The sequence below is a fragment of the Pseudoalteromonas sp. APAL1 genome (genome assembly GCF_021532475.1).
Taxonomy (GTDB): domain Bacteria; phylum Pseudomonadota; class Gammaproteobacteria; order Enterobacterales; family Alteromonadaceae; genus Pseudoalteromonas; species Pseudoalteromonas lipolytica_C.
The window spans coordinates 21,168-47,181 of record NZ_JAKGAW010000019.1 but is presented as its reverse complement, the minus strand read 5'-3'; the positions used below and the strand labels follow the sequence as shown (position 1 = coordinate 47,181).

General features: G+C 40.3%; 23 protein-coding genes. 10 read left to right on the top strand and 13 right to left on the bottom strand.

Features of this window, described 5'->3' with window-relative positions; translation table 11 throughout:
• Positions 1 to 12: 12 nt before the first annotated feature.
• The 10 genes from L1264_RS11170 to L1264_RS11125 all read right to left on the bottom strand — a co-directional run bounded on the left by L1264_RS11170 (position 13) and on the right by L1264_RS11125 (position 9,547).
• Complete coding sequence (locus L1264_RS11170) at positions 13 to 1,770, bottom strand: efflux RND transporter periplasmic adaptor subunit (RefSeq protein WP_135923578.1); 1,758 nt, start codon at positions 1,768 to 1,770, stop codon at positions 13 to 15.
• On the bottom strand, positions 1,770 to 3,197 hold the full coding sequence (locus L1264_RS11165; RefSeq protein ID WP_135923577.1) for a TolC family protein: 1,428 nt from the start codon (positions 3,195 to 3,197) through the stop codon (positions 1,770 to 1,772). The genes L1264_RS11170 and L1264_RS11165 overlap by 1 nt, the downstream gene beginning before the upstream one ends.
• A complete protein-coding gene (locus L1264_RS11160) occupies positions 3,197 to 3,694 on the bottom strand; it encodes a DUF411 domain-containing protein (protein WP_016708256.1) in 498 nt (165 codons plus the stop codon). Before L1264_RS11160 ends, L1264_RS11165 begins: the two co-directional genes overlap by 1 nt.
• Positions 3,695 to 3,801: 107 nt before the next feature.
• Complete coding sequence (locus L1264_RS11155; RefSeq protein ID WP_235403999.1) at positions 3,802 to 4,167, bottom strand: hypothetical protein; 366 nt, start codon at positions 4,165 to 4,167, stop codon at positions 3,802 to 3,804.
• A gap of 157 nt (positions 4,168 to 4,324) precedes the next feature.
• Complete coding sequence (locus L1264_RS11150; RefSeq protein ID WP_135923575.1) at positions 4,325 to 4,672, bottom strand: hypothetical protein; 348 nt, start codon at positions 4,670 to 4,672, stop codon at positions 4,325 to 4,327.
• Positions 4,673 to 4,684: 12 nt separating this feature from the next.
• The gene (locus tag L1264_RS11145; protein WP_135923574.1) at positions 4,685 to 5,002 is read right to left on the bottom strand and encodes a hypothetical protein; all 318 of its coding nucleotides are present in this window, start codon (positions 5,000 to 5,002) and stop codon (positions 4,685 to 4,687) included.
• Positions 4,999 to 6,036: a hypothetical protein gene (locus L1264_RS11140; RefSeq protein WP_135923573.1), complete on the bottom strand. Its 1,038-nt coding sequence runs from the start codon at positions 6,034 to 6,036 to the stop codon at positions 4,999 to 5,001. Before L1264_RS11140 ends, L1264_RS11145 begins: the two co-directional genes overlap by 4 nt.
• 207 nt (positions 6,037 to 6,243) lie before the next feature.
• A complete protein-coding gene (locus L1264_RS11135; RefSeq protein ID WP_076920056.1) occupies positions 6,244 to 6,606 on the bottom strand; it encodes a hypothetical protein in 363 nt (120 codons plus the stop codon).
• Positions 6,607 to 6,800: 194 nt separating this feature from the next.
• Positions 6,801 to 8,183, bottom strand: a complete 1,383-nt coding sequence (locus tag L1264_RS11130; protein WP_062566157.1) for a PhoH family protein — start codon at positions 8,181 to 8,183, stop codon at positions 6,801 to 6,803.
• A complete protein-coding gene (locus L1264_RS11125; protein ID WP_135923571.1) occupies positions 8,183 to 9,547 on the bottom strand; it encodes a PhoH family protein in 1,365 nt (454 codons plus the stop codon). The genes L1264_RS11130 and L1264_RS11125 overlap by 1 nt, the downstream gene beginning before the upstream one ends.
• 311 nt (positions 9,548 to 9,858) lie before the next feature.
• Between L1264_RS11125 and rapA the strand changes: the two genes are divergently transcribed.
• The 3 genes from rapA to L1264_RS11110 all read left to right on the top strand — a co-directional run bounded on the left by rapA (position 9,859) and on the right by L1264_RS11110 (position 14,598).
• A complete protein-coding gene (rapA, locus tag L1264_RS11120; protein ID WP_199526072.1) occupies positions 9,859 to 12,753 on the top strand; it encodes an RNA polymerase-associated protein RapA in 2,895 nt (964 codons plus the stop codon).
• A 186-nt stretch (positions 12,754 to 12,939) separates the two neighbouring features.
• Positions 12,940 to 13,593: a bifunctional tRNA pseudouridine(32) synthase/23S rRNA pseudouridine(746) synthase RluA gene (gene rluA / locus L1264_RS11115; RefSeq protein WP_135923569.1), complete on the top strand. Its 654-nt coding sequence runs from the start codon at positions 12,940 to 12,942 to the stop codon at positions 13,591 to 13,593.
• 81 nt (positions 13,594 to 13,674) lie between these two features.
• Entirely contained in the window at positions 13,675 to 14,598 is a 924-nt protein-coding gene (locus tag L1264_RS11110) for a DUF3530 family protein (RefSeq protein WP_199526070.1), read from the top strand.
• Here L1264_RS11110 and djlA read toward each other — a convergent pair.
• Genes djlA through L1264_RS11095 form a run of 3 tightly spaced genes read right to left on the bottom strand, consistent with a single transcriptional unit; the run spans position 14,581 to position 17,130 of the window.
• The gene (djlA, locus tag L1264_RS11105) at positions 14,581 to 15,453 is read right to left on the bottom strand and encodes a co-chaperone DjlA (RefSeq protein WP_135923567.1); all 873 of its coding nucleotides are present in this window, start codon (positions 15,451 to 15,453) and stop codon (positions 14,581 to 14,583) included. The two genes, L1264_RS11110 and djlA, sit on opposite strands and share 18 nt — an antisense overlap.
• A gap of 19 nt (positions 15,454 to 15,472) precedes the next feature.
• Positions 15,473 to 16,132 carry an N-acetylmuramate alpha-1-phosphate uridylyltransferase MurU gene (murU, locus tag L1264_RS11100; RefSeq protein ID WP_138557166.1) on the bottom strand — a complete coding sequence of 220 codons (660 nt, stop codon included), beginning with the start codon at positions 16,130 to 16,132 and terminating at the stop codon, positions 15,473 to 15,475.
• The gene (locus tag L1264_RS11095) at positions 16,129 to 17,130 is read right to left on the bottom strand and encodes an aminoglycoside phosphotransferase family protein (protein WP_199526068.1); all 1,002 of its coding nucleotides are present in this window, start codon (positions 17,128 to 17,130) and stop codon (positions 16,129 to 16,131) included. The genes murU and L1264_RS11095 overlap by 4 nt, the downstream gene beginning before the upstream one ends.
• Positions 17,131 to 17,233: 103 nt before the next feature.
• Here L1264_RS11095 and lptD point away from each other — a divergent pair, with 103 nt between their 5' ends.
• From lptD to L1264_RS11060, 7 genes are all read left to right on the top strand, one after another.
• Positions 17,234 to 19,480 carry an LPS assembly protein LptD gene (gene lptD / locus L1264_RS11090; RefSeq protein WP_135923564.1) on the top strand — a complete coding sequence of 749 codons (2,247 nt, stop codon included), beginning with the start codon at positions 17,234 to 17,236 and terminating at the stop codon, positions 19,478 to 19,480.
• A 36-nt stretch (positions 19,481 to 19,516) separates the two neighbouring features.
• A complete protein-coding gene (gene surA / locus L1264_RS11085) occupies positions 19,517 to 20,809 on the top strand; it encodes a peptidylprolyl isomerase SurA (protein WP_138557165.1) in 1,293 nt (430 codons plus the stop codon).
• A 5-nt stretch (positions 20,810 to 20,814) separates the two neighbouring features.
• The gene (pdxA, locus tag L1264_RS11080; protein WP_135923562.1) at positions 20,815 to 21,807 is read left to right on the top strand and encodes a 4-hydroxythreonine-4-phosphate dehydrogenase PdxA; all 993 of its coding nucleotides are present in this window, start codon (positions 20,815 to 20,817) and stop codon (positions 21,805 to 21,807) included.
• Positions 21,804 to 22,610, top strand: coding sequence for a 16S rRNA (adenine(1518)-N(6)/adenine(1519)-N(6))-dimethyltransferase RsmA (rsmA, locus tag L1264_RS11075; protein WP_135923561.1), 807 nt, complete (start codon positions 21,804 to 21,806; stop codon positions 22,608 to 22,610). Before pdxA ends, rsmA begins: the two co-directional genes overlap by 4 nt.
• Entirely contained in the window at positions 22,594 to 22,983 is a 390-nt protein-coding gene (gene apaG / locus L1264_RS11070; protein ID WP_054550996.1) for a Co2+/Mg2+ efflux protein ApaG, read from the top strand. Before rsmA ends, apaG begins: the two co-directional genes overlap by 17 nt.
• A 6-nt stretch (positions 22,984 to 22,989) precedes the next feature.
• Positions 22,990 to 23,805, top strand: a complete 816-nt coding sequence (locus tag L1264_RS11065) for a symmetrical bis(5'-nucleosyl)-tetraphosphatase (protein WP_199526066.1) — start codon at positions 22,990 to 22,992, stop codon at positions 23,803 to 23,805.
• Positions 23,806 to 23,945: 140 nt separating this feature from the next.
• Positions 23,946 to 25,961 (top strand): methyl-accepting chemotaxis protein, encoded by a 2,016-nt coding sequence (locus L1264_RS11060; RefSeq protein ID WP_135923559.1) that lies wholly within the window; start codon positions 23,946 to 23,948, stop codon positions 25,959 to 25,961.
• Positions 25,962 to 26,014: the final 53 nt, after the last annotated feature.

Genomic DNA, 26,014 nt, shown 5'->3' with positions numbered 1-26,014 from the left:
TTTTTCTCCCACTTAATGATTCGAATGGTCAACAGCACTTTTTTGTTCATGCTCGTGTTGATCATCAGATTCAAGGGAAATTTCAGTTATCACTAAGTCATCTCTTACCTCAAAGGTGAAAGTGAGATTATCACCGACATTGAAATCAACCATTTCTATATTGTCCGCGACGATAAAATCCATCGTCGCAGCAGGCCTATCCCATTTATCTATTGGGCCTCTACTAATATTTAGAATCCGTGTATCAATATCAATCGCATTAATTAAACCTGATACTGTTGCTGATGATACTTCTTCACTCATATCAGCAGGCTCACTCATGATATGAATTCCAGTAACTTCATATCCACCGTCTTCGGTTTTGCTCACTTCAAAGTGCAAAGATTGACCAGACTTCAGTGAATCAATATCTACCTTTGCACCCACATCGAAGTCCATTGTCATTTCAGGCCAATCCCAAGCCTCAGCAGGCCCATGAGTAATATTAACCATACGATGTCCCGCCATGACGCTGTTGATTTCGCCTTCCATCCAAACAGAGCTAGGCACTTCGTCATGAGTCATTCGTTTAAAATCAGAGTTTTTACTTGATTCAGAATCAATCAAGAATTGAGCAGATGTCACCACAACATCATCTTCATTAAGACCCTCTAAGATTTCGATACTATCGATATCAACCCGGCCAATTGTCACTTCGATAGACTTAAATTGCCCATCCCCCAAGGCAAGTACAACTCTGTCTTGTTTACCTGTGCGAATGACGGCTTCTTTAGGTACGAGTATCGTGCTATCAGCTTGATTAGCGTGAATAGAGACTTGTGCAAACATGTTTGGTTTTAATTGATAGTCTGGGTTGTCAAACTTCAGTCTCACTCTGAGTGTGCGTGTTTTACTATTCAATGTTGGATAAACATAATCAACGACACCAGCCCAGTCCTCACCGGGTAAATAGTCAAGTGTGATTGATACAGGCAGTCCTTCTTTAATTAAGGCTGCGTCACGTTCAAACACTTCTGCTTCAACCCAAACTTGCTCTAGTTGACCAATGCTTAATAAGGTGTTTCCCGGCTTGACATAAAAGCCTTCTCTAATCTTCAAACCGTCAACAACACCTGCTTGTGGTGAATAAAAGGTGATGGTTTGCTGAACTTTTCTAGTCTTTTCTAGCTTTTGAATGAAATCTGCTGAAAGCTGTAACGCTTTAAGGCGATCTTTCGCCGCCGAAATTAAGGAACTATTGTCGCGCTTTAAAGCTATTAAAAGTTCTTCTTGCGCGTTAACTAACTGAGGAGAATACAGTGTATAAAGAGGCTGCCCTTTCTCTACAGGGTTACCTGCCGCTTTGACATAGAGTTTTTCAATCCAACCATCAACACGTGGGTGGATATGAATTAGCTTATCTTCATCATATTGAACGTAACCAACCGTTGATATTTCAGTATGCATATTTTTCAGCTCAACAGGTGCAGTGCGAACCCCTAGGTTATTCACTACATGAGGCGCAATTTTTACTGCTCCGGGACCAAAATCATCACCAGATGATTCTTCCTCATACACAGGAATTAAATCCATCCCCATAGGCGACTTACCGGGCTTGTCCCGGCGGTAATTAGAATCCATCGGTGCAACCCAATACAGAGGCTTTTTCTCTGCTGATGTTGTTTCATCTCTATTACTGTTTGAACCTGCACCTTGATATAAGCTCAATACTCCTGCGCCTAGTGCAGCACCAATGATGATGGCAATAATTGTTTTAGTATTCGTTGACATTATTTTTCTCCAAATTGCTGATTGGATAAGTGCTGATTAGTTTTGTGTGAAGTTTGCATCGACTTATGTTCAGCATTTGAGTTAGATTGAGAACGCGCAAAGAAATAGTTGATACGAGCAACTGTTTTAAGTGCGTCAACATCAATTCTTAAGGCTGATATTCTGGCATTTAATTCTGCGATTCTTGCTCGAACAACTTCGGCAAAATCGCCATCATCATTTGTGTAAGCTGTCAATGACGCTTCTGCTTGGTCATGAGTTTGTTTAAGGAGTTGTTCTTGATAGATAGATTGCCTATCAGATAAACGCTTAAGCTGTCTAAGCTCCTTTTCCACCATACTGATCATTTGCTTTGTCAGTAATAGTTTCTCGGTTTTAATAGTCTCTGAATCTGCAATAGAAGCTGCAACTTGCTTATCTTGTCTGTTCTCGGTGAACAAGGGTAAATCAAACGTTACTCCAACAGAAAATAAATCAGCTCGGCTATCACCAGAGGGCATATTGTCACGATAGGCATAACTAGCATTAACACCCCATTGCGGCTCATATTGCTGTTTAGCTAACTCAACTGCTTTTTCTGAAGCTTTGCGTTTTATATCAATTGCAAGTATGGCTGGGTGATTCGAAAGCTCCTGAGCCAATAGATTTCTTGAGTAATTAGATGCTTTTAGGACTGTTGAATTGTTCAAATGAATTGTAGGCAACTTTTTAGAAACCCTAAACTCTAATGGTTGCGTATCAAAGTTGAATGATTCATTCAAGCCAGCAGCATCGTAGATATGAAGCCACTCATTAAGGCGAGCGATTGTTGTTTCTAGTTTCTGCTTTTGCGAAGTTAATCGGTCATCTAACTGCACGATTTCCAATTGAGCACGAATAACATCTTGTTGTCTGGTTTTACCAACAACATTTGAGTAGCTAGCTTTAGTAACTTCCGCCATCTGCTCAAAGAGCGCCCAATCCGCTTCAATCAATTTAATGGTTTGTTGGGCTAAGTAAGCATCTAACCATAACTGTGATACTTGGCTTATCAGTTTAGCCTTACGATCCTCTCGTAGCAGTGGAAATTTCGTTGACTCAATTTTTAATTGCTCTTGTTTAATCTTTAAACTATCACCTCTAGGAAACATTTGAGAAACACCAACCTTTAGTTGAGTCATTCCTTCCTGATCTAAGTCCCAAGTATCTGTTGGTAAATTCATTATCCCTAGTGATACTTTGGGGTCAGGCAAAGTACCTGAAGCGATACTTCTATTTTCAACCGCGCTTTGTTTTAACCGACTCCCATGAAGCCAAGGATCATTTTGCTGAGCCAAGGTGATAGCTTGTTCAAGTGACACTACTTTCTCAGCTTGAGCTGAGAATACAGACAAGCCGAGCATTAGCGAAGTTGAAAGTAGAGTAAGGCTTGAAACATTTAATCTCATTAGAATTGCTCCTCATAAGCCTTAACTTCTGCATATACTTTACTCGTTCCATCTTTAAATAAAATTAATACGTTATATGACATAAAGCGGTCGCCGACTTCCATACCCGGAGAGCCAACAGGCATTGCTGGGACAGATAATCCAATCGCATTGGGGTGCTCTTCTGACAAGAACTGCTGAATAAACTTAGCGGGTACATGGCCTTCAAAGGCAAATCCATTTCTACTCACTGCCGTGTGGCATGAACGGTAATTAGGTTTAATACCATACTTAGTTTTGATATTGCCGATGTTTCGGAAATCTTTGGAATGCGCAACGATCCCTTTGTCTTCAATATGAGTTATCCATTTTTTACAACACCCACAAGTAGGGGTTTTATAAACGATTAACTCCAAAGGTGTTACGTCGTTATTGTGTGCATGCTTATGTTCATTGGCGTTTGCAAACGCAGGTGAAAGCAGCATTACAACTGCTATTTTTAAATACTTATTGATCATTTTTGCCCCCAGACATCGCTGGAAAATAGCTATAGCGCTACGACGCTATATTGACTAACAGAAAAATTAATTACATGTGCGCGAAATTTAGACGCACTAATCCTGTATTAGGCAAAAATTGGTGGACGATAAAGGGAAGTGGAAATTGAATGAGGTTGTTTAGATTGCAGAGCAGCTACAGATTCACTCAATATTTGAATATCTGTCGAATCAATACTGGAATTTAGGACTGTCGTAGATGAGCAAGCATTTGCAGGACAAACACATTCAACGTCACAACAATCTTCTGATTGACCATTACTGCTTTTATTCATATCACCATGATCCATGTTCATGTTCATGTTCATGTTCATGTGTGATTCGTGAGAACCTGATGACATTTCGCACGGCATAGCAGAATACGCAAATGCTTGCCCTACAAAGGCAAACAGCATAAGCGTTATTACTAAGACTTTTGAAAATGCTTTAGACATAAAATTCTCATAAAAATATACATTGTCTATGCTAATACAAATTTTCGAATAAGTAAATTGATGTCATGTAAACATTTATGAATATTTGACTAACGTCAATTTTTTCAAAGAGGTAAGTGACAAATAATAATCTCATCAGACTTTTTATCTTCGTTATTCAATGGCTTTTATTTTGAGACTTAAGTTGCTCTCTCATTTCTAAAACTCGATCTACCGAATAAGCTCCCGCCCTCATAACAACCAGTTCAACAAACGAAATATCAATTAACTTATGGTCAGCATCAATCACATAACAACTCTCACTATGTGTGTATATTTCTAACTTATCCTCATCAGCAGATTTGCTAACAACCTTTGAAGTCACGATTTGCTGAAATGGCCGGAACCTGAATGTTTCATCTTCAATAACCACCCCTGATAAAAACTCGCCAAGAAATATTTTTTCAAATTCTTTATAGTCGTAAACAGATACTATGTAGGCATCCTTTAAATATATTCTATCCAACGTATTCCCTTACTAATAACTAGCCGGGAGCATATTTCGCAGCTCTAATAACTTATTAGGAGAATACATACACTCATGCATTAAATTAAACTCAAATGCATTTACATCAAACTCTTTTGGTACAGCATCTAAGATATAAAAGTCAACACCAAAGCACTTACTTTCTTGACCATTGATTTCCAGAACCTTTATCGTGAATAAAGCATCTCCTTCTTTACCATTTTCATTTTCGTCAGCAAATGTGCCGTAAAGCACCCGTTCAACTTTTTCCTCTGTATCAGATTGAATTGAGATAAGTTTTGCGTTGGTTAGTTTTACTCTAGGTCTCATGCTTGAACTCCTTTCATATCTTCTACAGAAAAAGGACGAAAGAAACTTAGATATTTAACCCCATCAACTTTAAGTAAATTGTTGTCAGCATCAAAATGTGACAGAACACTAGATTGATACAACGAAATGTATTTTTCATAATCGATGGTGTTAAAAAAATTGGTATCAACGCGCCTCGCATAAAAAACAAGATCTTGCTGATCGATACGAACAATGAACTTCTGATCGCCATCTAGATTTTTAACACGTAAACACAAATTAGGTTTGTGCCAATCAGATACAAAGGAAGGAATCAGAGGGAAGCCGTATACCAAATAGCGCATACCTTCGATTTTGAAGGTTGTTGGATTGAACTGAGCCTTATTTACTTTGCCGCTACTGAATAATTCAAGTGTCAACACCAGCCAGTGCACATGCTTAGAAAATGTATTTCCTTCAGAAATACAGCCTTCGAACTCACCATTATGGTTTACATGATTGATGTACATGTATTTTTTAATGTCATCCAAGGAAAGCTTTTCAACCGGAAACTTTGAAGCTATGAGCCTGAAATAACAACCATGAACTTTTAAATCTGCATATTGAACTATCAACGGATCATCAAAGGCATCAAAGTATGGTCGCCACTCTAAGCGGAAGTCTGCGCCTGTATTAACAATAAACTTGGCATCTTCAGGTAACCCTAAAACTTGGTATATCAATGAAACTAAATCTAAAGTTTCAATATCTACCAGCATCAGGCTTTCAATACGGTTTGCCATTGACTCAATTTCTTTATGAAGCGATTCAATAATTTCTTGATCATCGTGTTCGTTGATCATTAAATATTTCAGGGAATCGTGCTTTAGAATTGAATCCAGTTTTTTCTGTTCAAATGCTTCAGTGAGGCTATTATGGGTATCAGAAAAATGAGGGCAGTTATAAACACCTCTAGCCCACAGGCCTTGGGCGTAAAGATCAGGAAACTCTAATAACTCAGCAAACTCTTTTGCTTGTTTATTGAGTTTATTCTTTAATTGATAAAGTGAGATCATTTAGTTCTCCAAACAACTTTTTAATAAACAATGGCCTACCAACACATTGCTTTATTTATTGTTCAAATAACCAAATTTTTACGGATGCTCCGCTTCACTGTTCACGTTTTCAAGGCGAAAAACATGTGTAGGCGTAGGCTGTCCGTTCAGCCTTCTTATTATAATATCGCCAAAAAACAAAATGACAACTTACGTATTTGTACAACTTTAGGTAGATATTTTGAGTTTGAACTCTGAAAAGCTAAGCCCAAACAAGGATACGACCATCTCTTCATTTATATTGGAGCCGGGAAATTTTTTTTCAAAATTTCCAATAATGCTATCTAGGTGGCTAGCTAATATTTTTACTAAAAATATTTCCGAGTTTGGTGAGAGTGCAGACAGTGCTATCAATGGGTTATCAAAGGATTCAGCTTTTATTTTTACTAGTAAATCGCTGTAACTGTCACAGCCATATAGACAAATAGCTGCCCCTTCTTGGGCTTGTCCAAGGGGAATAGTTAATAATTTAGATAATCGTTTTGCCTGCCTTTTTATATTTACTAGCAGGTCTTCTTTATTAAAAGACATCAATACACCAAAAAACGGCAACGCTAGGCCACGCACCTATGTCACTCAGTTTTTATGTGAATATTTAATCTTTTAGTTCAGAGTAAATCCATTTCGTCCTGTTTTCGTGGGAACGGGCTTCTCTGAAAAGCCACTGCAAAAAGCAGTGGCCATTGTCGCAATATTATAAGGAAATGTGAATGGTAGTTTGATGCCTACATATTCTTTTCAGTGAATTCAGCCAAGCTACTACGCTCTACTTCATCAAAAATCAGCACTGATCCTTTTTCATAATGACGAAACACATTAACAGCCGCACTTGCACCAGAAGAAGCAGGTGTTACAAACTTATCGTCAATCTGGGCTAGGTTGCCCAATACGATTGTCCGACAATTTTTCCCACCACGGCTTAACATGCCCTTGATTTGCGCTCTAGTCATGTTTTGAGCTTCATCAATGATTAAAACAGCATCGTCTATTGAACGGCCACGAAAATAAGCCATGCTAGTAAATTCTATATTGGCTTTTTCAATCACATGCTCGACTGTAGCGTAGACATTTCCTTCATGATTATCATCCGAGTGCATCGAAATTAATGCGTCAGTAATACCTGCCAGAAGAGGCATTGATTTTTCAGTTAAATCCCCCGGTAAGAATCCCGGATCGTCGTCCATAAAGTCTCTGGAGCGCACCACAACGATTTTTTTGTACTTTTTCAACTCCAATACTTGATGCAGCGCCGAAGCAACTGCCAAAAAAGTTTTTCCGGAGCCAGCAGGACCAAGGATGATATTTAAATCATAGTAAGGGTCTGTTAATTGGCTTAAAGCTACCGACTGACGCTGATTTTTAGGCAAAATGCCCCATACTTTTTCTTGTTTACGAGGCAATAGCTTTGTGAATACCTCAGTATCTGTTACTTCTGAAATTCGCCCAATGTGTCCAGCTTCATCGTACCAATACATGTTTGGCTGAACTTCATCATTAAATAGACTTATTGGGAAAGTATAAACTTCTCCTGAAACCTTGAAGTCTTTGTCTGATTTAATTCGATCAAAAAGATCTCCTTTAAAGGCTTGTACCCCTGTGTATAAAAGATCAATATCTGATATTTGATTATCTACGGCAACGTCTTCTGCCATGACCCCTACGGTTCGAGCTTTCAAGCGCATATTAATGTCACGGCTAACAATTATTACGTCTTTATTGAGTTCTTTTTGAAGATATAAAGCATAATTAATTATTCTGTTATCAGCATCACTTCCTATCCCGTGCTTTAACTCCTTAGCCAGATCCAATTGAGTGTCAATTCCAATGAAAAGCTTTCCTCTCTGGGCTGTTTCGGTAGATGGTAAAGGAATACCTATTTCCATTTCCTCGGCTGTATGTCCATTTATAATGTCTTCAAGCATTCTAATGCACATACGGGCATCGGCACTTACCGATTTATTAGTTCTTTCTTTCAGGTTATCAAGCTCTTCAAGGACAGTTAGACAGATGTAAATATCATCTTTGTAGCTAAAAATAGATTTTGGATCATGTACTAATGCAGATGTGTCTAGTACACGAGGATTTCGATTATCAATAGAGCTTTTCATTACGCAGCCTCCCAAAAGATTGAATCGTTGCTAGGCTTTGTGTTGTACTTTTCTTGTAAATTACAAATTTTGAGTAAAGGTTTATTGTTGAGAGACTGCTCAGAGTAGCTAAGGTAATCAATTTTTTTGGAAATTCTTTTTACTTTTTCTACAGGCCAATAAAAACAAGGGGGTAAAAACTTTAAAATATCCCCAATTCGGGGTTGTAATATAACAACGGCGTTTTGAATGCTGCGGCCGCGCATAAAGTTCACCGATTTAAACTGTACGTTGGCTTTTTCCATAATGTAATTACGGCTCGAAATCGGGTTTTCATCTCCTTTATGCAAGACCTCTAAAGTATCGGTAATTGCTGCTAACCAAGGGGCCATTTTCTCTTCTTCAGTACCGGGTAAAAAGCCAATTGATTCAGCAATTTCTGGCGTGTTACGGGTGACTATAACTTTATCGTAAATGCCTTTTTCAATGATCATTTCAAGGGCACTGGCAAGAGCAAGCAAAGTTTTACCACAGCCTGCTGGGCCCGTTAAAATCACTAGTTCTATACTTGGGTCAAGTAGCGCATCAAGTGCCATCCCTTGATAAACATTTTTTGGCTTAACGCCCCAAGCGGTATGGCTCATCAAACGCTCAACACTAATATCTTTTAAAGTAATTTGTTTATCATCGTAGCTTGTTACTCGAGCCGCAAAGTGATCGCTATCATCTAAAATATATTCATTGCAGAACACATCACTAATCGTATTTTTTGCCACGTGGTGATAAGTATCTCGGCCTTGCTGCTCAGTTTCACACTCACCAACCTGTTGCCAAAAGTCTCCGTCAATTTTTTTATAGCCGCTGGTCAGTAACGCTATGTCGTCAATTAATTGGTCTGTTCTGTAGTCTTCAACAAATTTAAGGCCGGCTCCCTTCGCCTTGAGGCGCATATTGATGTCTTTAGTTACAAGCACCACTTTGCTATCGCTGTGCTGCTTTTGCAAATGCACTGCACAATTGATAATACGATGGTCATTCTCGTTGCCTGGTAAACCCGAAATACTGTCTGCAAATAAGTGATCATTAACGATAATTAAGCGGCCACGAGACTCTGTTTTCGCCTTTTTATTACTCGGCAGTGCCACTCCTTGCAACATCTGCTCAGGAGACGCGTCTTTTAACACTTCATCTAACCCACGAATAGCAACACGGGCGTCACGACTAACATCGTGTTTTCTATCTTTAATATGGTCAAGCTCTTCTAATACTGTCATGGGGATAACAACATCATGCTCTTGGAAAGATAAATAAGCGAGGGGTTCGTGGAGTAATACATTGGTATCGAGCACATACATTTTACTATCAAGGTTCGAAGCTTTTTCCATAGCACTTTCCTTACGTTTTATGATTTTTATGCTATACCCAATAAACTAAACAAGCGGCGGATGAAGCTATGATTTATTCGTTAGGTATATACTCAGTTTAGTCTATTTACGACAAAAGTCCTTTTTATGACAAACAAATATACAATTATTTAACTGGTTAAAATATATACAGATTTCACTAATATTTTCACCCGTAAAAATGACTTAAAAAGGTTGACTAAATTTAATTGTGTGCGGCGAGTTTACTACCTTGAAGTAGCATGGCGTTACAGGTAACATAGCCGCCTTTTTTCTTCATAGACGAGACATACATGAATTTTTCCTTAGGTCAGCGTTGGATCAGTGATACAGAGTCAGATTTAGGATTAGGCACCGTTGTTGCCCTTGAAGGCCGTCAGGTCAGCATTTTATTTCCAGCCAGTGGAGAAAACAGAGTTTATTCTTTAACTGAAGCACCTGTTACTCGTGTCGCATTTAATCCAGGTGATATTATTCGCAGCGTTGAAGAATGGGAATTAGAAGTCGAGTCTGTTGAACAGCAGGGCGAGTTACTATGCTATCACGGCACTCGCGTTGATAATGGCGAAAAAGCCCAGTTAAAAGAAACCTTTTTAGATCACTTTATCAAATTCAATAAACCACAAGACCGTTTATTTGCAGGTCAAGTAGACCGTTTTGACCGCTATACGCTTCGCTACCAAACTTGGCAGCATCAATTTGAGCGCCAACAATCACCTTTAAAAGGCTTAATTGGCCAGCGTGCAAACCTTATTCCGCATCAGCTTTATATCGCCCAAGAAGTGGGGAAACGTTTTGCGCCACGCGTACTACTTTCTGATGAGGTGGGTTTAGGTAAAACCATTGAAGCGGGTATGATTTTACATCAACAAATCATCAGTGGCCGTGCTAGCCGCGTATTGATTGTTGTGCCTGAAAATCTTCAGCATCAGTGGTTAGTAGAAATGCTACGCCGCTTTAACTTACGTTTTTCTATTTTTGATGAAGAACGTTGTGATGAAGCATTTGCAGACTCACCAAACGTATTCGAAACAGAACAGTTAGTACTTACTAGCCTTGAGTTTTTAAGTAAGAAAAAACGCTGGTTTGAGCAAGCAACTCTGGCTGATTGGGATTTATTAGTTGTCGATGAAGCACACCATTTAAGTATCAATAATGGTAAGCCAAGCACAGAATATCAACGTATGGCAGAGTTAAGCCAAGACATTCCGGGCCTTATCTTATTAACTGCAACGCCAGATCAACTTGGTCACCGTAGTCACTTTGCACGTTTGCAATTACTCGACCCAGATCGTTTCTACGACTACGATGCGTTTGTAGAAGAAGAAAGTAACTACAAAGAGGTTGCCGAAGCAGCCAACCAATTACTGGGTGAAAAAGGCCTTGATGATACATCTAGAGCAACATTAAAAGAGCTATTAAAAGAAACCGACATCACTGACCTTTTAGCTAACGCAGAGCAAGGTGATGAAACGGCGCGTAACGAAATTCTATCAATGCTGCTAGACCGCCATGGTACAGGCCGTATTTTATTTAGAAATAGCCGCAGCGGTATTGATGGTTACCCAAGCCGTAAGCTTCATGCTTATCCAATGGCAATGCCTAAACAATATAAAACGGCAATGTCGGTACTAGGTAATATGGGCGGCATTCAAAATGCTGAGCTAACTGCACTTCGTGCTTTATTCCCTGAAAAAATCTTCCAAGAGTTTGAAGGTGAAAATGCCAGCTGGGGTGCATTTGACCCACGTGTTGATTGGTTAATTGAAACACTTAAAACCCTTAAGCACGAAAAAGTACTGCTTATTTGTGCTAAAGCCGAAACCGCACTTAGCCTAGAACAAATTTTACGTGAGCGTGAAGCAATTAAAGCCTCGGTGTTCCACGAAGGCATGTCGATTGTTGAACGTGACCGTGCAGCGGCTTACTTTGCCGATGAGTACGACAGCGCACAAATTCTACTTTGTTCTGAAATTGGTTCTGAAGGTCGTAACTTCCAATTCTCGCATCACTTAGTACTGTTTGATTTACCACTTAATCCAGACTTACTCGAGCAACGCATTGGTCGTCTTGACCGTATTGGTCAAACGCAAGACGTAAACATTCACGTACCGTATTTCGAAAACACCGCACAAGAAGTATTACTTCGATGGTACAACGAAGGTTTAGATGCGTTTGAAACAACATCGACAACAGGACAAATGCTGTATAAAGAGTATGGCGAAGAACTACTTGAGTTTATTGGTGCACACAACTGTGACGAAGAAAAGCTAGACCCACTACTAGAACAAGTTGCCAGCCAAAATGCTAAACTTCGTAAACAAATGGAAAGTGGTCGTGACCGTTTATTAGAGCTGCACTCAAGTGGCCAAGGACGAGCCGAAAGTCTTGTTGCTGATATCGAAGAGTTAGATGATCAATTCACGCTACCAAGTTATATGATCAATGTGTTCGACACCTTTGGTGTAAGCCAAGAGGATAAAGGTGAAAATACCATCATCTTAAAGCCAACTGAGCACATGCTAAACCCATCTTTCCCATGCTTAAAAGATGATGGCATCACAGTAACGTTTGATCGCAGCACCTCGCTTTCGCAAGAAGACGCGCATTTCATCAGTTGGGATCACCCAATGGTGCAAGGCAGCTTAGACATGATTTGTGATGATGACTTTGGTACTGCCTCTGTGGCGTTACTGAAAAACAAAAAGCTTCCTGCTGGTACCTTCTTTGTTGAGCTTATTTTCATTGCGGAGGCGATGGCGCCTAAAGCACTTCAAGTTGGCCGCTTCTTGCCACCAACGCCTATTCGTATCTTATTAGATAAGAGCAGCAATAACTTAGCCGACAATGTTGCCTTTGATGCCTTCAACCAGCAGCTGTCTGCGGTTGGTCGCCAAACTGCAAGTAAGTTAGCCAGTGCGTTACAAAGTGCCATTCACCCAATGATCACCAGTGCACAAGGCATGGCACAAACTAAGCTTGAAACACTCCGTGCGGAATCACTAGAGAAAATGCAAACAGCCCTTGGTGAAGAACAAGCTCGTTTAACAGCACTTAAGCAAATCAACCCGAATATTCGTGACGAAGAGCTTAGCTTCTTTGATAAGCAACGCAGTGAACTCACGACTTACATCGAAAAAGCCCAAGTTAAACTGGATGCTATTCGTTTAATTGTCGTTTCACACTAACGTTAAATAGCTAAACTCAAAACTACAAACGCGATGTGCTTTCACATCGCGTTTTTTATGCCAAACAAAACAAGGGGAAATAATCAGAGTCCTACTTGTTAGCATATACTCGAAAACCAGCACTGCCATTGTGTATGTGCTCATACTCCTTTAAAATAGCGCCCTTGCATATCATCGAGGCTGGCTGTGTTACTCAATTATAATCCCCCAATGACACCTTATTTAAGTATTGTTTATCAAGACGATGACTTGCTTATTGTAAATAAACCAAGTGGTTTACTTACTGTGCCGGGAAAAGATCCAAAACACGCCGATTGTCTTATTGCTCGCATTAATCGCGTTTTTCCAACGGCGAAAATTGTTCACCGCCTTGATATGGCAACCTCAGGCATTATTTGTTTAGCTATGCACAAAGAGGCGCATCGTAATTTAAGCATTCAATTTCAAGATAGAAAAACCGCGAAACGCTACATTGCTCGTGTATTTGGTAAGCTTGAGCAAGAAACTGGTTCGGTAGATTTACCACTTATTTGTGATTGGCCAAACCGCCCAAAGCAAATGGTTGATCACGACAATGGCAAACCGTCATTAACCCACTTTAAAGTGCTTGAGTATGAACAGAATGCAACTCGCGTCGAGCTGACCCCTATTACAGGGCGCTCTCACCAACTACGTGTGCACATGTTGTCTTTAGGTCACCCTATTTTAGGCGATAAGTTGTATGCGCACCCCGAAGCATTCGCCATGGCTTCTCGCTTACAACTGCATGCCGAAATGCTAACCTTAGCTCACCCTGCCAGTGGTGAAACGCTTGTTTTTGAGGCAGCTCCTGAGTTTTAAGACAATTAGCTAAATATTTTACCAACACTGCCGATAGTTAATTTAATCACTGATTTAATTTAAGACTCAGGAAATTTCGGCATGAAGTTAAAACCCGCACATTGCTTAGTTTACGCAGCCTGTTTTGCGTTGATGGGTAATGTGAATGCTGCCGATTTTATTAAACCCACCCCTTGGTCAAGTTTGGTCACTAACGATATTCAACGCTTTTTACCAAGTGATGAAGTACGGACTCTGCTTGCCGGTGAAGATGAGTTTATTAGTTTATATCGCCAATCTATGGCAGCGAGTCAACGCGGAATTGTACTCATTATTCCTGATTGGCAGCATGTTCCAACTAATAATGCCGGAATCAACTTTTTACGTAAGCAGTTAAATGAAATTGGCTATGCGACCCTTGCCATGACCATGCCTGACATTGACTGGCACCCTGCTGATATAACGATGCCAGAGCCCATTGAGAATTCTGAAACTGAGTCAACAACACAAAATGACCAGCAAGCTGACTCAGCTCCACCAGCTAAAACACAACAAGCACCTCATTTTGTAACTGGTGAACCAAATATTAGCGAAGCAGTGCTTGATGATTACAAACTAAAGTTAATTGCTAGATTCAATGCCTTGTATAACAGTGCCATGGATGAAGGCGGCAATATTATTGTGGTGGCACAAGGTGCCAGTGCGGGGCTATTGATTGAGCATTATGCTAGCTTTCCAAATAACGAACTAAATGCCTTTATTAGCTTAGGAAGCTATTTACCTAACAGTATTCGTAACCAGCATCTTAATGCCACGCTTTCAACTATCAGCCCACCATTACTGGATATTTTTTACAGTGAAGGTAACCCTGACACACTGCAAAGCGTAAAAGATAGAAAACGTTGGGTTAGAAAGCACGCAAAATATGACTACCGACAAAGAGAGTTATTTGGTTTGCCTTCAGAGCCAGAGCAGCACGAAAGGCTACTCAAAGAAATTGATGGCTTTTTACGCCGCCTTTTTTAAATACTCATAAGCCGCTTGAATATCTTGGCTTTTCTTTACCGCTACTTCCATCATGTGTTTTGGTAAACCTTGCGATACTAATTTATCGGGGTGATGCTGAGCCATGAGCTTTCGATAGGCAACTTTAATATCTCGTGCAGAAGCATCACTGTTTAAGCCTAAAAGAGCCAATGCTTGCGCGCGATTCATGCCATTATTAGGTGGCACACTGTGCCCTCTTTGTTCACTATAACTGCTGCGACTTTGCTGGCCTTGTTGGCGTTGCTGCTCATAAAAGCGCTGTTGTTGCTGGCGAAATGCAAACTCGGCTTGGTAGCGCTTTAACAAAAATGCGAACTGGGTGCGCGAAATACCTAACTGCTTGCTCACCTCTTGCAATAGCTGCTTTTCTTGCTCTGCAAGGTGGCCATCAGAAAAGGCCATTTGAATTTGGATTTCGAGGAATAATTGCAATAAATCATGGCGTCGAGCAAAGCGCTCTTTAAAGTCATGAACGGTTTCTTTTAATGAAAAATCTGTTTCTTTACCACTACGAAAGGCATCTTGTGCTTCACGACGCTCATCACCCGACAGCCTCATTTCGTCCATAAAGACACTGGCAGCTCGAATATGAGTTTCACTAACACGACCATTTGATTTGGCAATATGCCCCATCACCGCAAAACAACTAGAAAAGAAAAGCGCTTGACGTTCGTTAATATCATCGCCTTTAAACAAACCAGAAAACCCACCGGCTTTATCAAAGTCTTGTTTTAAGCTGCGATCGAACATATGGCCTAAGTATAAGCCTAGTAAGGCACCGATAAACTTGCCAAACATAAAGCCAAAACAAAAACCAAGTACTTTTCCCCACATAATTGGCAAACCTCTGTTGTTATTGCAAAGCGAAACGCTGATTGATTTCGTCTAATCTGGCTGGTGTGCCAATGTCATCCCACTGACCTAAGTAAAGCTCCGTTGATACTTGATGTGCACTGAGCTTTTCACGCAAAATTGGTCCAAGTGGACGAACACCTTCGGTTAAACCATTAAAAAAATCAACGTGGTAACGACTTATACCTGAAAAAGTATACTTTTGGCTATCAGGACTTAAATGACTAAGGGCAAAATCACCATCAGGATTATGAGCAGGATTTTCAACAAGTACAATGTGCGCCTCTCCCGCTTGCAAATGAAGCTGCATCAACGAAGTCACATCGTAATCAGTATACACATCACCATTTATGACAATAAATTGCTCACCCAATAACGGCAATGCTTGAATAATACCACCTGCGGTTTCAAGCCCCCCCGCCTGTTCTTGGCTGTAAGTGATCGATACACCAAACTGCGAGCCATCAGCAAAATACTCTGTTATTTTGTCGCCCTGCCATGCAAGGTTAATGACAATGTCGGTAATACCTGCTTGACGTAAATTATTAATATGATGCTCTAATAATGGCTTACCATTAATCCTAAGCATCGGCTTTGGCATTGTTTCTGTTAGCGGCATCATGCGCTTACCGCGCCCAGCCGCTAGGATCATTGCTTTCATTTCATCTCTTTTGTTAAGCGCAGCTTGGTACGTGGAATAACAGTGTGTTCTATCCACTGACCAAGTGCTGTTAACTCTGGGTATTCTTTGCTTACATTACTAATGTATTTAAGGGTTGGCAGTACATTATTCAAATAACCAGACTTATCGTCACGAAGTTTTAAGCGGCAAAATATGCCTGCAGCTTTTAAATGACGCTGTACACCGGTTAAATCAAACCAACGTTTAAACATGGCAAATGAGGTGTCTTGCAATAACTGTTGCTGATTAAACTCGTCATATGCGTAATGCAAAAGATAGTCGAGCTCTTGCTCAGGTAACTTGAAGTAGCAATCTCTTAATAACGAAACAAGGTCATAGCACACAGGCCCTTGTACGGCATCTTGATAATCAATGATCGCCCATTGCTGCCCTGTGCGCATTATATTGCGGCTATGGAAGTCTCGATGCACCGTCACAATCGGTTGCTCAAGCGCATTGTTAACTAATAACTCACAAGCTTGTTGCCACATGTGCTGCTCAGCAACAGAAAGTTGCTCACCAATAAAGTTATCAACTAACCACTCTTTAAAAATACTCAGTTCAAACTGTAAAAACTCACCATCAAATACTTTCATGTATTGAGCTGGCGGTATTTGTGCCCACTGCGCACTTAACTTTATTAGGTGTTTGTAGTGTAAAGTGCGATCTTCATCGCCGAGTAAATCAGCCAAGTGTGTATTGCCTAAATCACTAAGTAAAAAGAAACCTTGTTTTTCATCAGCCTGAAGAATTTTAGGTAATTTAAAACCGTGCTTAGAAAATACCTTGTTGAGCTCTATGTAAGGCGTGTTGTCTAATTTGTTGGGGTCTGAGTCCATGACAATATAGCTCTGATCACTTGTATTTACGCGGAAATAACGGCGAAAGCTCGCATCTCCAGTGATGGCGGCTAATTGATATTCATCCTCTTTAAAGTGAGGATTTAAAAACTGCTGTAAACTTTTATAACGATTCATTTAGTAAGATATCTATTTTTCACTAAGTCAATTACTGTATTTGCCATTGTTTTCCTTTATTATGTCTAGCTTATATCCAACCAAAGAGCATTAAGGTCATTAAATGAGCAAAACCTGGGGCATAATGATGCTAAGCGTACTTAGCGCACCATCGTTCGCCGAAACTGAACTGGCACACAATTTTTGTGGCACTTCAATGCAAACCAGAGCTTGGCAACCGCTCCCTGGCCTTGAACTTAATATGATCGATATCAAATCCGATGATATTGAACTATTGGGTACCCAAAGCGCAGAATTTACCGGTAATGTAGATATTAACACCCTAACGATGAATTTGTCCGCACAAAGTGCACTGATTGACAAACAACGTGGGTTACTTAATGCAACCGGCCCTATCGTGTATCGCGATAAAGTAAGCCAAATTAACAGTTCTGGGCTCAATGCGGATTTAAATAATTCTGAATTAAGCTTGCTTGGTGCTGATTATAAGCTCACCGACCAACTTGGTCATGGTGGCGCAGAAAAACTAACAGTCAACGAGTCTGGCTTAAACCTGATGAACGCAAGCTTTACTACTTGCCCTGGCGAAACACCCGTATGGGCAATCGAAGCTGACGAAATTGACTTATCAAGTGAAGATGGCTGGGGCGAAACCCACAATACTGTATTACGTGTATTTGACACACCGGTTCTTTATATTCCCTATTTTACGTTTCCGTTAGACGACCGCCGTAAATCAGGTTTATTAACGCCTAACTTCTCAAGTTCTGGTCGTTACGGTATTGAAACAATCACGCCATACTACTGGAACATTGCACCAAATTACGATGCCACCATCACGCCGCGTTATATGTCTAAACGAGGCTTACAAATGATTGGGGAGTTTCGTTATTTAACTGAGCAAAACAATGGCCTCGTTGCGGTCGAGTATCTTGATAAAGATGACGAAGAACCCAATGTTGACTCACGTTATTTATTTCACTGGCAACAGCAAAGTTACTTTGGTGAGAGCTGGCGCGGCAATATCGATATTACTAACGTTAGTGATGATAACTACCTAACAGACTTAAACTCTAATTATGCAACTCGCACAGACACTCAGTTATACCGTACTGGTTCACTGACTTACTTGGGAGATACTTGGCATACAAACATTAAACTACAGAGTTTTGAAGTACTTGGTGATCACAAAGAATCCTATGCAGCGTTACCACAAATTACTTTTTCACAAATGGATGCCTATGATTTCTACGGTATCGATTTAACGCTTGACGGTGAGCTCAGTTATTTTACCAATGATAAAGCCATCATTGATGAAGCGAGTAGACTACACATTGAACCAAAAGCAAGTTTTGGCTATCAAGAATATGCTTGGTCGTTTTTATCTGAATTCAGCTTACTCCACACTGAGTATAACCAGCATGGTGATTTAACAGGCACCGACTTCGACGAGAGAGTGACACGTACTATGCCTAAAGTACGCTTGTACAGCCAGTTAAACTTCGAGCGAGAAACTGCCTTTTTCTTTAAAGATGGCATTCAAACGCTTGAGCCACAAATTCAGTACTTGTATACGCCAAATAAAGACCAGTCGAACATTGGCCTTTACGATACAGCTAAATTACAAGATGATTTTTTTGGTTTATTTAGAGACCGTCGTTTCTCAAGTATCGACCGTATTGCCACTGCAAACCAATTCACATTGGGTGCCACAACTCGCTTATTCAGTAATGAAAACGAAGAAGTGTTTAATTTTAGTGCCGGCCAAATATTTTATTTAAGTAATGATGCTAAACCAACATCACAAGGGCTTCAGTCAGATACTAACTACAATGCCTTGTTTGCAGCGCAAACCATGTTACATTGGCACCGTCGCTGGTATTTATCGGGTGGTATTCAATATGACACTGACGGTAAAGAAATTATTCAATCAAACATAACCTTAGATTATAAAGGTGACGATAAACAGCTCGTACAATTGAACCATCGCTATGCAAATGATGTCTCAGGCAATACAATCGAGCAAGTTGGTCTATTCACCAGCATTCCGCTAACACAAGATTGGCAGTTTGTTGGTAGCTACCACCGCGATTTAGAAAGTGGTCGTAGCATTGAGGTTTTCAGTGGTCTTCAGTATGAATCTTGCTGCTGGGCGTTTCAAATCACAGGCCGTCGTCAAATCGAAACTGATTTGAATCAAGCGATTGGTCAAGAGCAAGCTACTTTTGATACCAGTATTGGTTTCAATATCGTATTAAAAGGGCTTGGAAGTAAAAGCCGTTATGATGCACAAAAATTATTACAACAAGGTATTTTTGGCTATCGTAGACCGTATTTTCTTAATAACTAGTACCGCAGTACTATTAGCAAGAGTATTAGAAAAAGTATGAATTTAAAAAAACTATTTGCATCAGCATTATTAACAGTTGGCCTATGCCAAAATGTTTTCGCAAAACCTGTCGAAATCGACAAAGTCGTCGGGGTTGTTAACCAAGGTGTTATTTTACAAAGTGAAGTTGACACCATCATTAACCGTGTTAAAACTCAAGCAGCGGAGCAAGGCCAGCAACTGCCTTCTGATGACACGCTACGTATTCAAGCGATTGAACGTTTAGTAAACCAAACGCTTATGATGCAACTTGCAGAGCGTATGGGTCTAGAAATCTCAGATTCTCAATTAGACCAAACACTTGAAAACATGGCCCGTGAGCAAGGCGGTACGATTGCAGATTTACGTCGTACGATTGAGGCTGCAGGTGAAAGTTACACCGCGTATCGTGAAGAGATCCGTAAAGAAATAACGACTCAGCAAGTGACTCGCGCCAATGTTGATCGTCGAATTTACATTAGCCCACAAGAAATCGATAACTTATTAAAAATCATGGAAACTCAAGGTAAAAATGCCGAAGAGTATGACATTGGTCACATCCTGATTGATATCCCAAGCGATGCAACAGCTGATGAAATCGCAAGTGCAAAAACACGTGCAGACAAAGTAATCGAATTTTTAAATGAAGGTAAAGAATTCAAACGTATTGCTATCTCATCATCAAGTGGCTCAAAAGCCCTTGAAGGTGGTCAACTAGGTTGGATGAGCATCAATGAAATGCCATCGTTGTTTGCTGAAGCAGTGAAAGGTCATAAGAAAGACGATATTGTTGGCCCGCTTCGTTCAGGTGCTGGTTTCCACATCATCAAAGTTCAGGATGTTCGTGGTCGTCAAGTGGTTGAAACAACAGAAGTTCGCTCACGTCACATTTTAATCAAGCCATCAATTATCTTAAGCGAAGAAAAAGCGCGTGACATGCTAAAAGGCTTTGCTAAAGACTTACGTGAAGGAAAGGCAGACTTTGCTGAACTAGCAAAAGAATACTCTGAAGACCCGGGTTCTGCATTAAAAGGCGGTGAGTACGATTGGACTGATCCAAGTACTTATGTACCTGAGTTTAAAAATACTCTGCTTTCACTTGATAAAAATGAAATCAGTGAGCCTTTCAGAACGCAATTCGGTTGGCACATTGTGCAGTTACTTGATAAGCGTGTAGCAGACAAAACAGAGCAAGCTAAACGTAACCGCGCGCATCAACTGCTGTTTAATCGTAAATTTAAAGAAGAAAGTTTCAACTGGCAGCAAGAAATGCGCGAACAAGCCCATGTTGATATTTTCCCAGCAGAATAACGATCATGACTATACGAATTGCAATAACACCCGGTGAGCCGGCCGGTATAGGCCCTGATTTACTAATAAAATTAGCTCAACATCACTGGGATGCCCAGCTTGTTGTGATTGCTGATGGTGCGCTGTTAAAGCAGCGCGCAAAATTATTAGGGTTAGAATTAAATCTAATTAAGTTTGACGAAACGCAAGCTCCCACCGACACACCAGCTGGAAGTGTTTACCTTCATCAAGTCGATTTAGGTGAAGACGTTGAAGTTGGCGTTTTAAATGACGCTAATGGCCAATATGTACTTGATACCTTACGTATCGCCAGTGAAAAGAATATGGATGGAACCTTTGCTGCTGTTGTGACGGGTCCAGTACATAAAGGCATTATCAATAAAGCAGGTATTTCATTCAGTGGTCACACCGAATATTTTGCTCAGCAATCAAATACTGCCGATGTCGTCATGCTTCTTGCAACCGAAGGCTTACGCGTTGCACTTGTTACAACGCATATTCCACTGGCGTATGTATCACGTGCCATTACAGTTGAACGATTAAGTAAAGTTATCTCGATATTAAACCATGACTTACAGACAAAGTTTGGTATCGAGAAGCCGCGTATTTTAGTGTGCGGATTAAACCCACATGCAGGTGAAGACGGTCACTTAGGCACTGAAGAGATTGACACAATTACACCTACCCTTGAGCTTTTAAATAACCAAGGTATGAATTTAATTGGCCCTTTACCAGCTGATACTCTTTTCCAAGATAAGTATTTATCGCAAGCAGATGCAGTGCTGGCAATGTATCACGATCAGGGCTTACCTGTGCTAAAATACAAGGGTTTCGGCAAATCAGTCAATATCACTCTTGGCTTGCCATTTATTCGCACATCAGTAGATCATGGCACAGCACTTGATTTAGCCGGTACAGGCACTGCTGATGTGGGTAGTTTTGAATTAGCGATCCGCGAAGCAATTAAGCTCGCCCATGAAAAAGCACAGAATCAATGACAGATAAAGTACATTTAGGACACCGCGCCCGTAAGCGTTTTGGTCAAAACTTTTTAAACGATGACATGATTATCGATAAAATCGTCACGGCTATCGATCCTAAACCTGAAGACAATTTAGTAGAAATCGGCCCGGGTCTTGGTGCAATCACTGAGCCTGTTGCAGATTTAAGTGGCCATTTAACTGTTGTTGAGTTAGACAAAGACTTAGCAGAGCGTTTAACAAGCCATCCATTTTTAGGTCCAAAACTTACAGTGCATCAAGGTGATGCAATGAAGTTTGATTTTAGTACCTTAATCAAAGCGGATGAAAAACTAAAAATATTTGGTAACTTACCTTACAACGTTTCAACTCCGTTGTTATTCCACTTATTTGAATTTGCAGACAACGTTGAGCACATGCACTTTATGCTGCAAAAAGAAGTGGTCAAACGTATGGTCGCAGGCCCGGGCAGCAAAGCTTTTGGCCGTTTAAGTGTGATGACACAATATTACTGTCATGCGATGCCAGTGATTGATGTGCCACCTGAGTGCTTTAAGCCCGCACCAAAAGTTGACTCAGCAGTGATCCGCTTGATCCCTAAAAAACCTGAGCAACGTACAGCAAAGAGTACCAAACTTTTAAATACAGTCTGTTTAGAAGCGTTTAACCAACGCCGTAAAACACTGCGTAATAGTTTATCTAACTTACTTACAGCTGAAGAGTTAACTGGCATAGGTATTGATATTACGCTTCGCGCAGAAAGCCTGTCTTTACAACAATTTATTGATATAGCTAATTGGATTTATGACAACAAGCAGTAATTTAGGTTCGCCAATTAAGGTCTCTGTTGAGACCTTCTATGTTGAAGGCCAATCAGAGCCTGAACAAGATAAATACGTTTTTGCTTACTCAATCACCATTAAAAACCACAGCTTATGCAGTGCAAAACTTTTAAGTCGCTATTGGTTAATTACCGATGCCAACGGCAAAGAAGTCGAAGTACAAGGTGAAGGGGTTGTTGGTGAAACGCCAACAATTGCCCCTGGAGAAAGCTATAAATACACCAGCGGAGCAGTTCTCGATACTCCTGTGGGCACGATGCAGGGCCACTACACAATGCGCAATGAGTTTGGCACTGAGTTCGAAGCGCCTATCGAAGTGTTTCGTTTAGCACGTCCAAATATACTGCATTAGGTAAGCATGGCTGACTACGCAATAGGTGATCTACAAGGCTGTTTTACTGAGTTTGATGCGTTACTAAAACGTGTTAACTTCAACCCTAGCCAAGATCATTTATATTTAGTGGGTGATATAGTCGCAAGAGGTCCTGATTCACTTGCGTGTCTTGAGCGGCTATATAGCATGCAAGGTAGTGTTAGCATTACATTAGGCAATCATGATCTGCATCTGATTGCCTGTCACCATTTGAATAAGCCAGCCAATCCTAAAGATAAATTAGAACCGCTTTTTAATAGCTCAAAACGCGCTGATTATATTCAATTTTTACAGCAACAACCTTTAGCTATTTGGCTTGAAAACTATAATATGTTTATCAGTCATGCGGGGCTAAACCCTAACTGGTCAGTCAAAAAAGCCCTCAAACGTGCTCGCTTCGCCGAATCCTGTTACCAAGGTGACGATGCGCATCATTATTTTACGCATATGTATGATCCTCACCCGCTTGAGTGGTTAAAATCTTTAAGCAATGAGGAAAAGTTTCGCTACATCGTTAATTATTTTACTCGGATGCGGTTTGTCGACCACGATGGCAAGTTAGATTTAAAGAATAAAACCAATACAAGTATCGATACTTCATTTATTCCTTGGTTTGAGCATCCAAATATTCTGAAATTAAAACAACAGATTACATTTGGCCACTGGGCTGCTCTAGAAGGAAAGGTTGAATATAAAAATATTCATGCCCTCGACACAGGCTGTGTATGGGGAGGTGCTATGACACTAATGGAACTAAGTAAAAATAAGTACCACACAGAAAGTTCTCATTCTTTTATCTAAATAAACTGAAAAATAACTGAACATCTGTTAGATTTATACAATTAAAGTAAATTTAAATTAAAGCTACTTAAATTTAAATACTTAACTAATTGGCAACCTTGCCGATAAGTGTTGATTAGTACTATTTTGTGGAATTACATATGAACTTGACCGTTAGACAGCGTATTTGGGGTGGCTTTATTGTCATTACCTTGCTCCTGCTTTTTATTGGTGGTAACTCGTTGGTCAGAATTACCAATATTGATCAATCAACGCAGCGTGTTAATCAGCTGTCGCTACCAGCGCTTGATAAAAGCTACGAGCTGCAGGTCGAATTTATTTTAATGAGTAAAGCTGCACAAGCCAGTTTTTATACATCATCACAAGAAGAACTAACAACAATACGTAATCGCTTTAATGAACAGAAAAAACGTTATGATAGCTCTTATCAAGAGTTACAACGCATTGTCAGCGATGATCCTGAATTAAAAAGCAGCAGCCAACAAGTTGAGCAGACCTACAAGCGATTCAATAAATCTGTCGAAAATTTATTTGCTGATAAGAAAACACAACTCGATTTAAACAAAACACTCGCAAGCCAGCTTGAGAATATAGAAATTAGCGCAGAAGATGCGAACTCAGTAGTTCTTGATATCATTGATATTGACGGTCTTGAAGAAAACCATTCTCGCGCCTACCAAGCCGCCAACAACATGGAAAACAACTTCCAGTCAGTGGTTACAAACAGCACTGATATGCTTACGGTGAAAACGCTAAATACCCTCGATATCATTAAAAATGAGCAAGTATATTACCTAGAAGAGATTGAGCGAAGCCTTGGTCTTATTCGCCCAGCAATTATTGATAACAACGCTGGACTATACAATGATTTAAATAATTACTTTGAATCTTTGGCTAACAATGTGCGTGGTAACAACAGTTTATCAGCCAACAAAAAGCGCTTAATCGATGCCATAGCGCAAACACAAGCAGAACTTGCTAACGCGGAAAACTCAACCACCGAAGCATTAAAGCAGTTAAGAGATCTTGTAAACGAAGCAACTGTCTTAGCATTTGATCTACAACAAGATGTGAGTGGTAATGTATCGACAGCGACAATCTGGACATGGATTGCGATGGCTATTGCGACCTTAATTGCTATTGTTGTCGCAGTCATTACGGTTAACCGTATCACGAAACCTCTGCTTGAGGTGAATCGTATTCTTGATATCGTTGCCAGCGGCGACATGACGCAACGTTTAGATGATTCAGCAAAAGATGAATTCGGTGAATTGTCTCGTAGTTGTAATACCCTGATTGAAAGTTTACGAACACTTATTCAAGGTATTATTTCTCGTTCTACGCAACTTGCTGCCGCATCAGAAGAGACTTCTGCGATCACTGAGGAATCTAGCCAAGCAATTCGCAATCAGCAAGCACAAGTTGAACAAGCAGCCACTGCAACCACTGAAATGAGCAGCACATCACAAGCAGTAAGCAGCAGTGCACAACAAGCACTTAGCGAAATAAAAAATGCGGATAAAGAAGCTGATCGTGTTAAAGGTATTTCTTCGCAAAACAAAGCAACCATAGAACAACTTGCGCGTGAAGTTGATGATGCATCACACGTTATTAATCAGTTACACAAAGACAGCGCGTCAATTGGCGGTATTTTAGATGTAATTCGTGGCATTGCTGAACAAACTAACCTCCTTGCACTCAACGCGGCTATAGAAGCGGCACGTGCCGGTGAACAAGGTCGTGGTTTTGCGGTTGTAGCAGACGAAGTACGTTCACTAGCAAGTAAAACACAAGAGTCGACCCAAGAAATTCAAGCAATGATTGAATCTCTGCAAGTAGGCGCAGAAGCTGCTGTAGCAGCAATGTCTAAAGGTAAACAACAAGCTGAATCATGCGTTGAGCAATCAGATCTTGCCAACACTGCACTAGACTCAATTACTGCAGCTGTTGCTCAAGCGCACAATGTAAGTGAAGAAATTTCCACTGCGGCTCATGAGCAACAACAAGTATCTCAAGAGATCAGTGAACGATTGGAGTCTATCGTGGCAATTGCAGAGCAAACCGCTGAAGGCGCAAACCAAACTAACATCTCAAGCTCAGAAGTTGCTAAGTTAGCAGAAGAGCTTCGATTATCGGTCGATGCGTTTAAAGTTTAATAAGCATAAACACAAACAAAAAAACCGTGTTCAAAACACGGTTTTTTTATCTT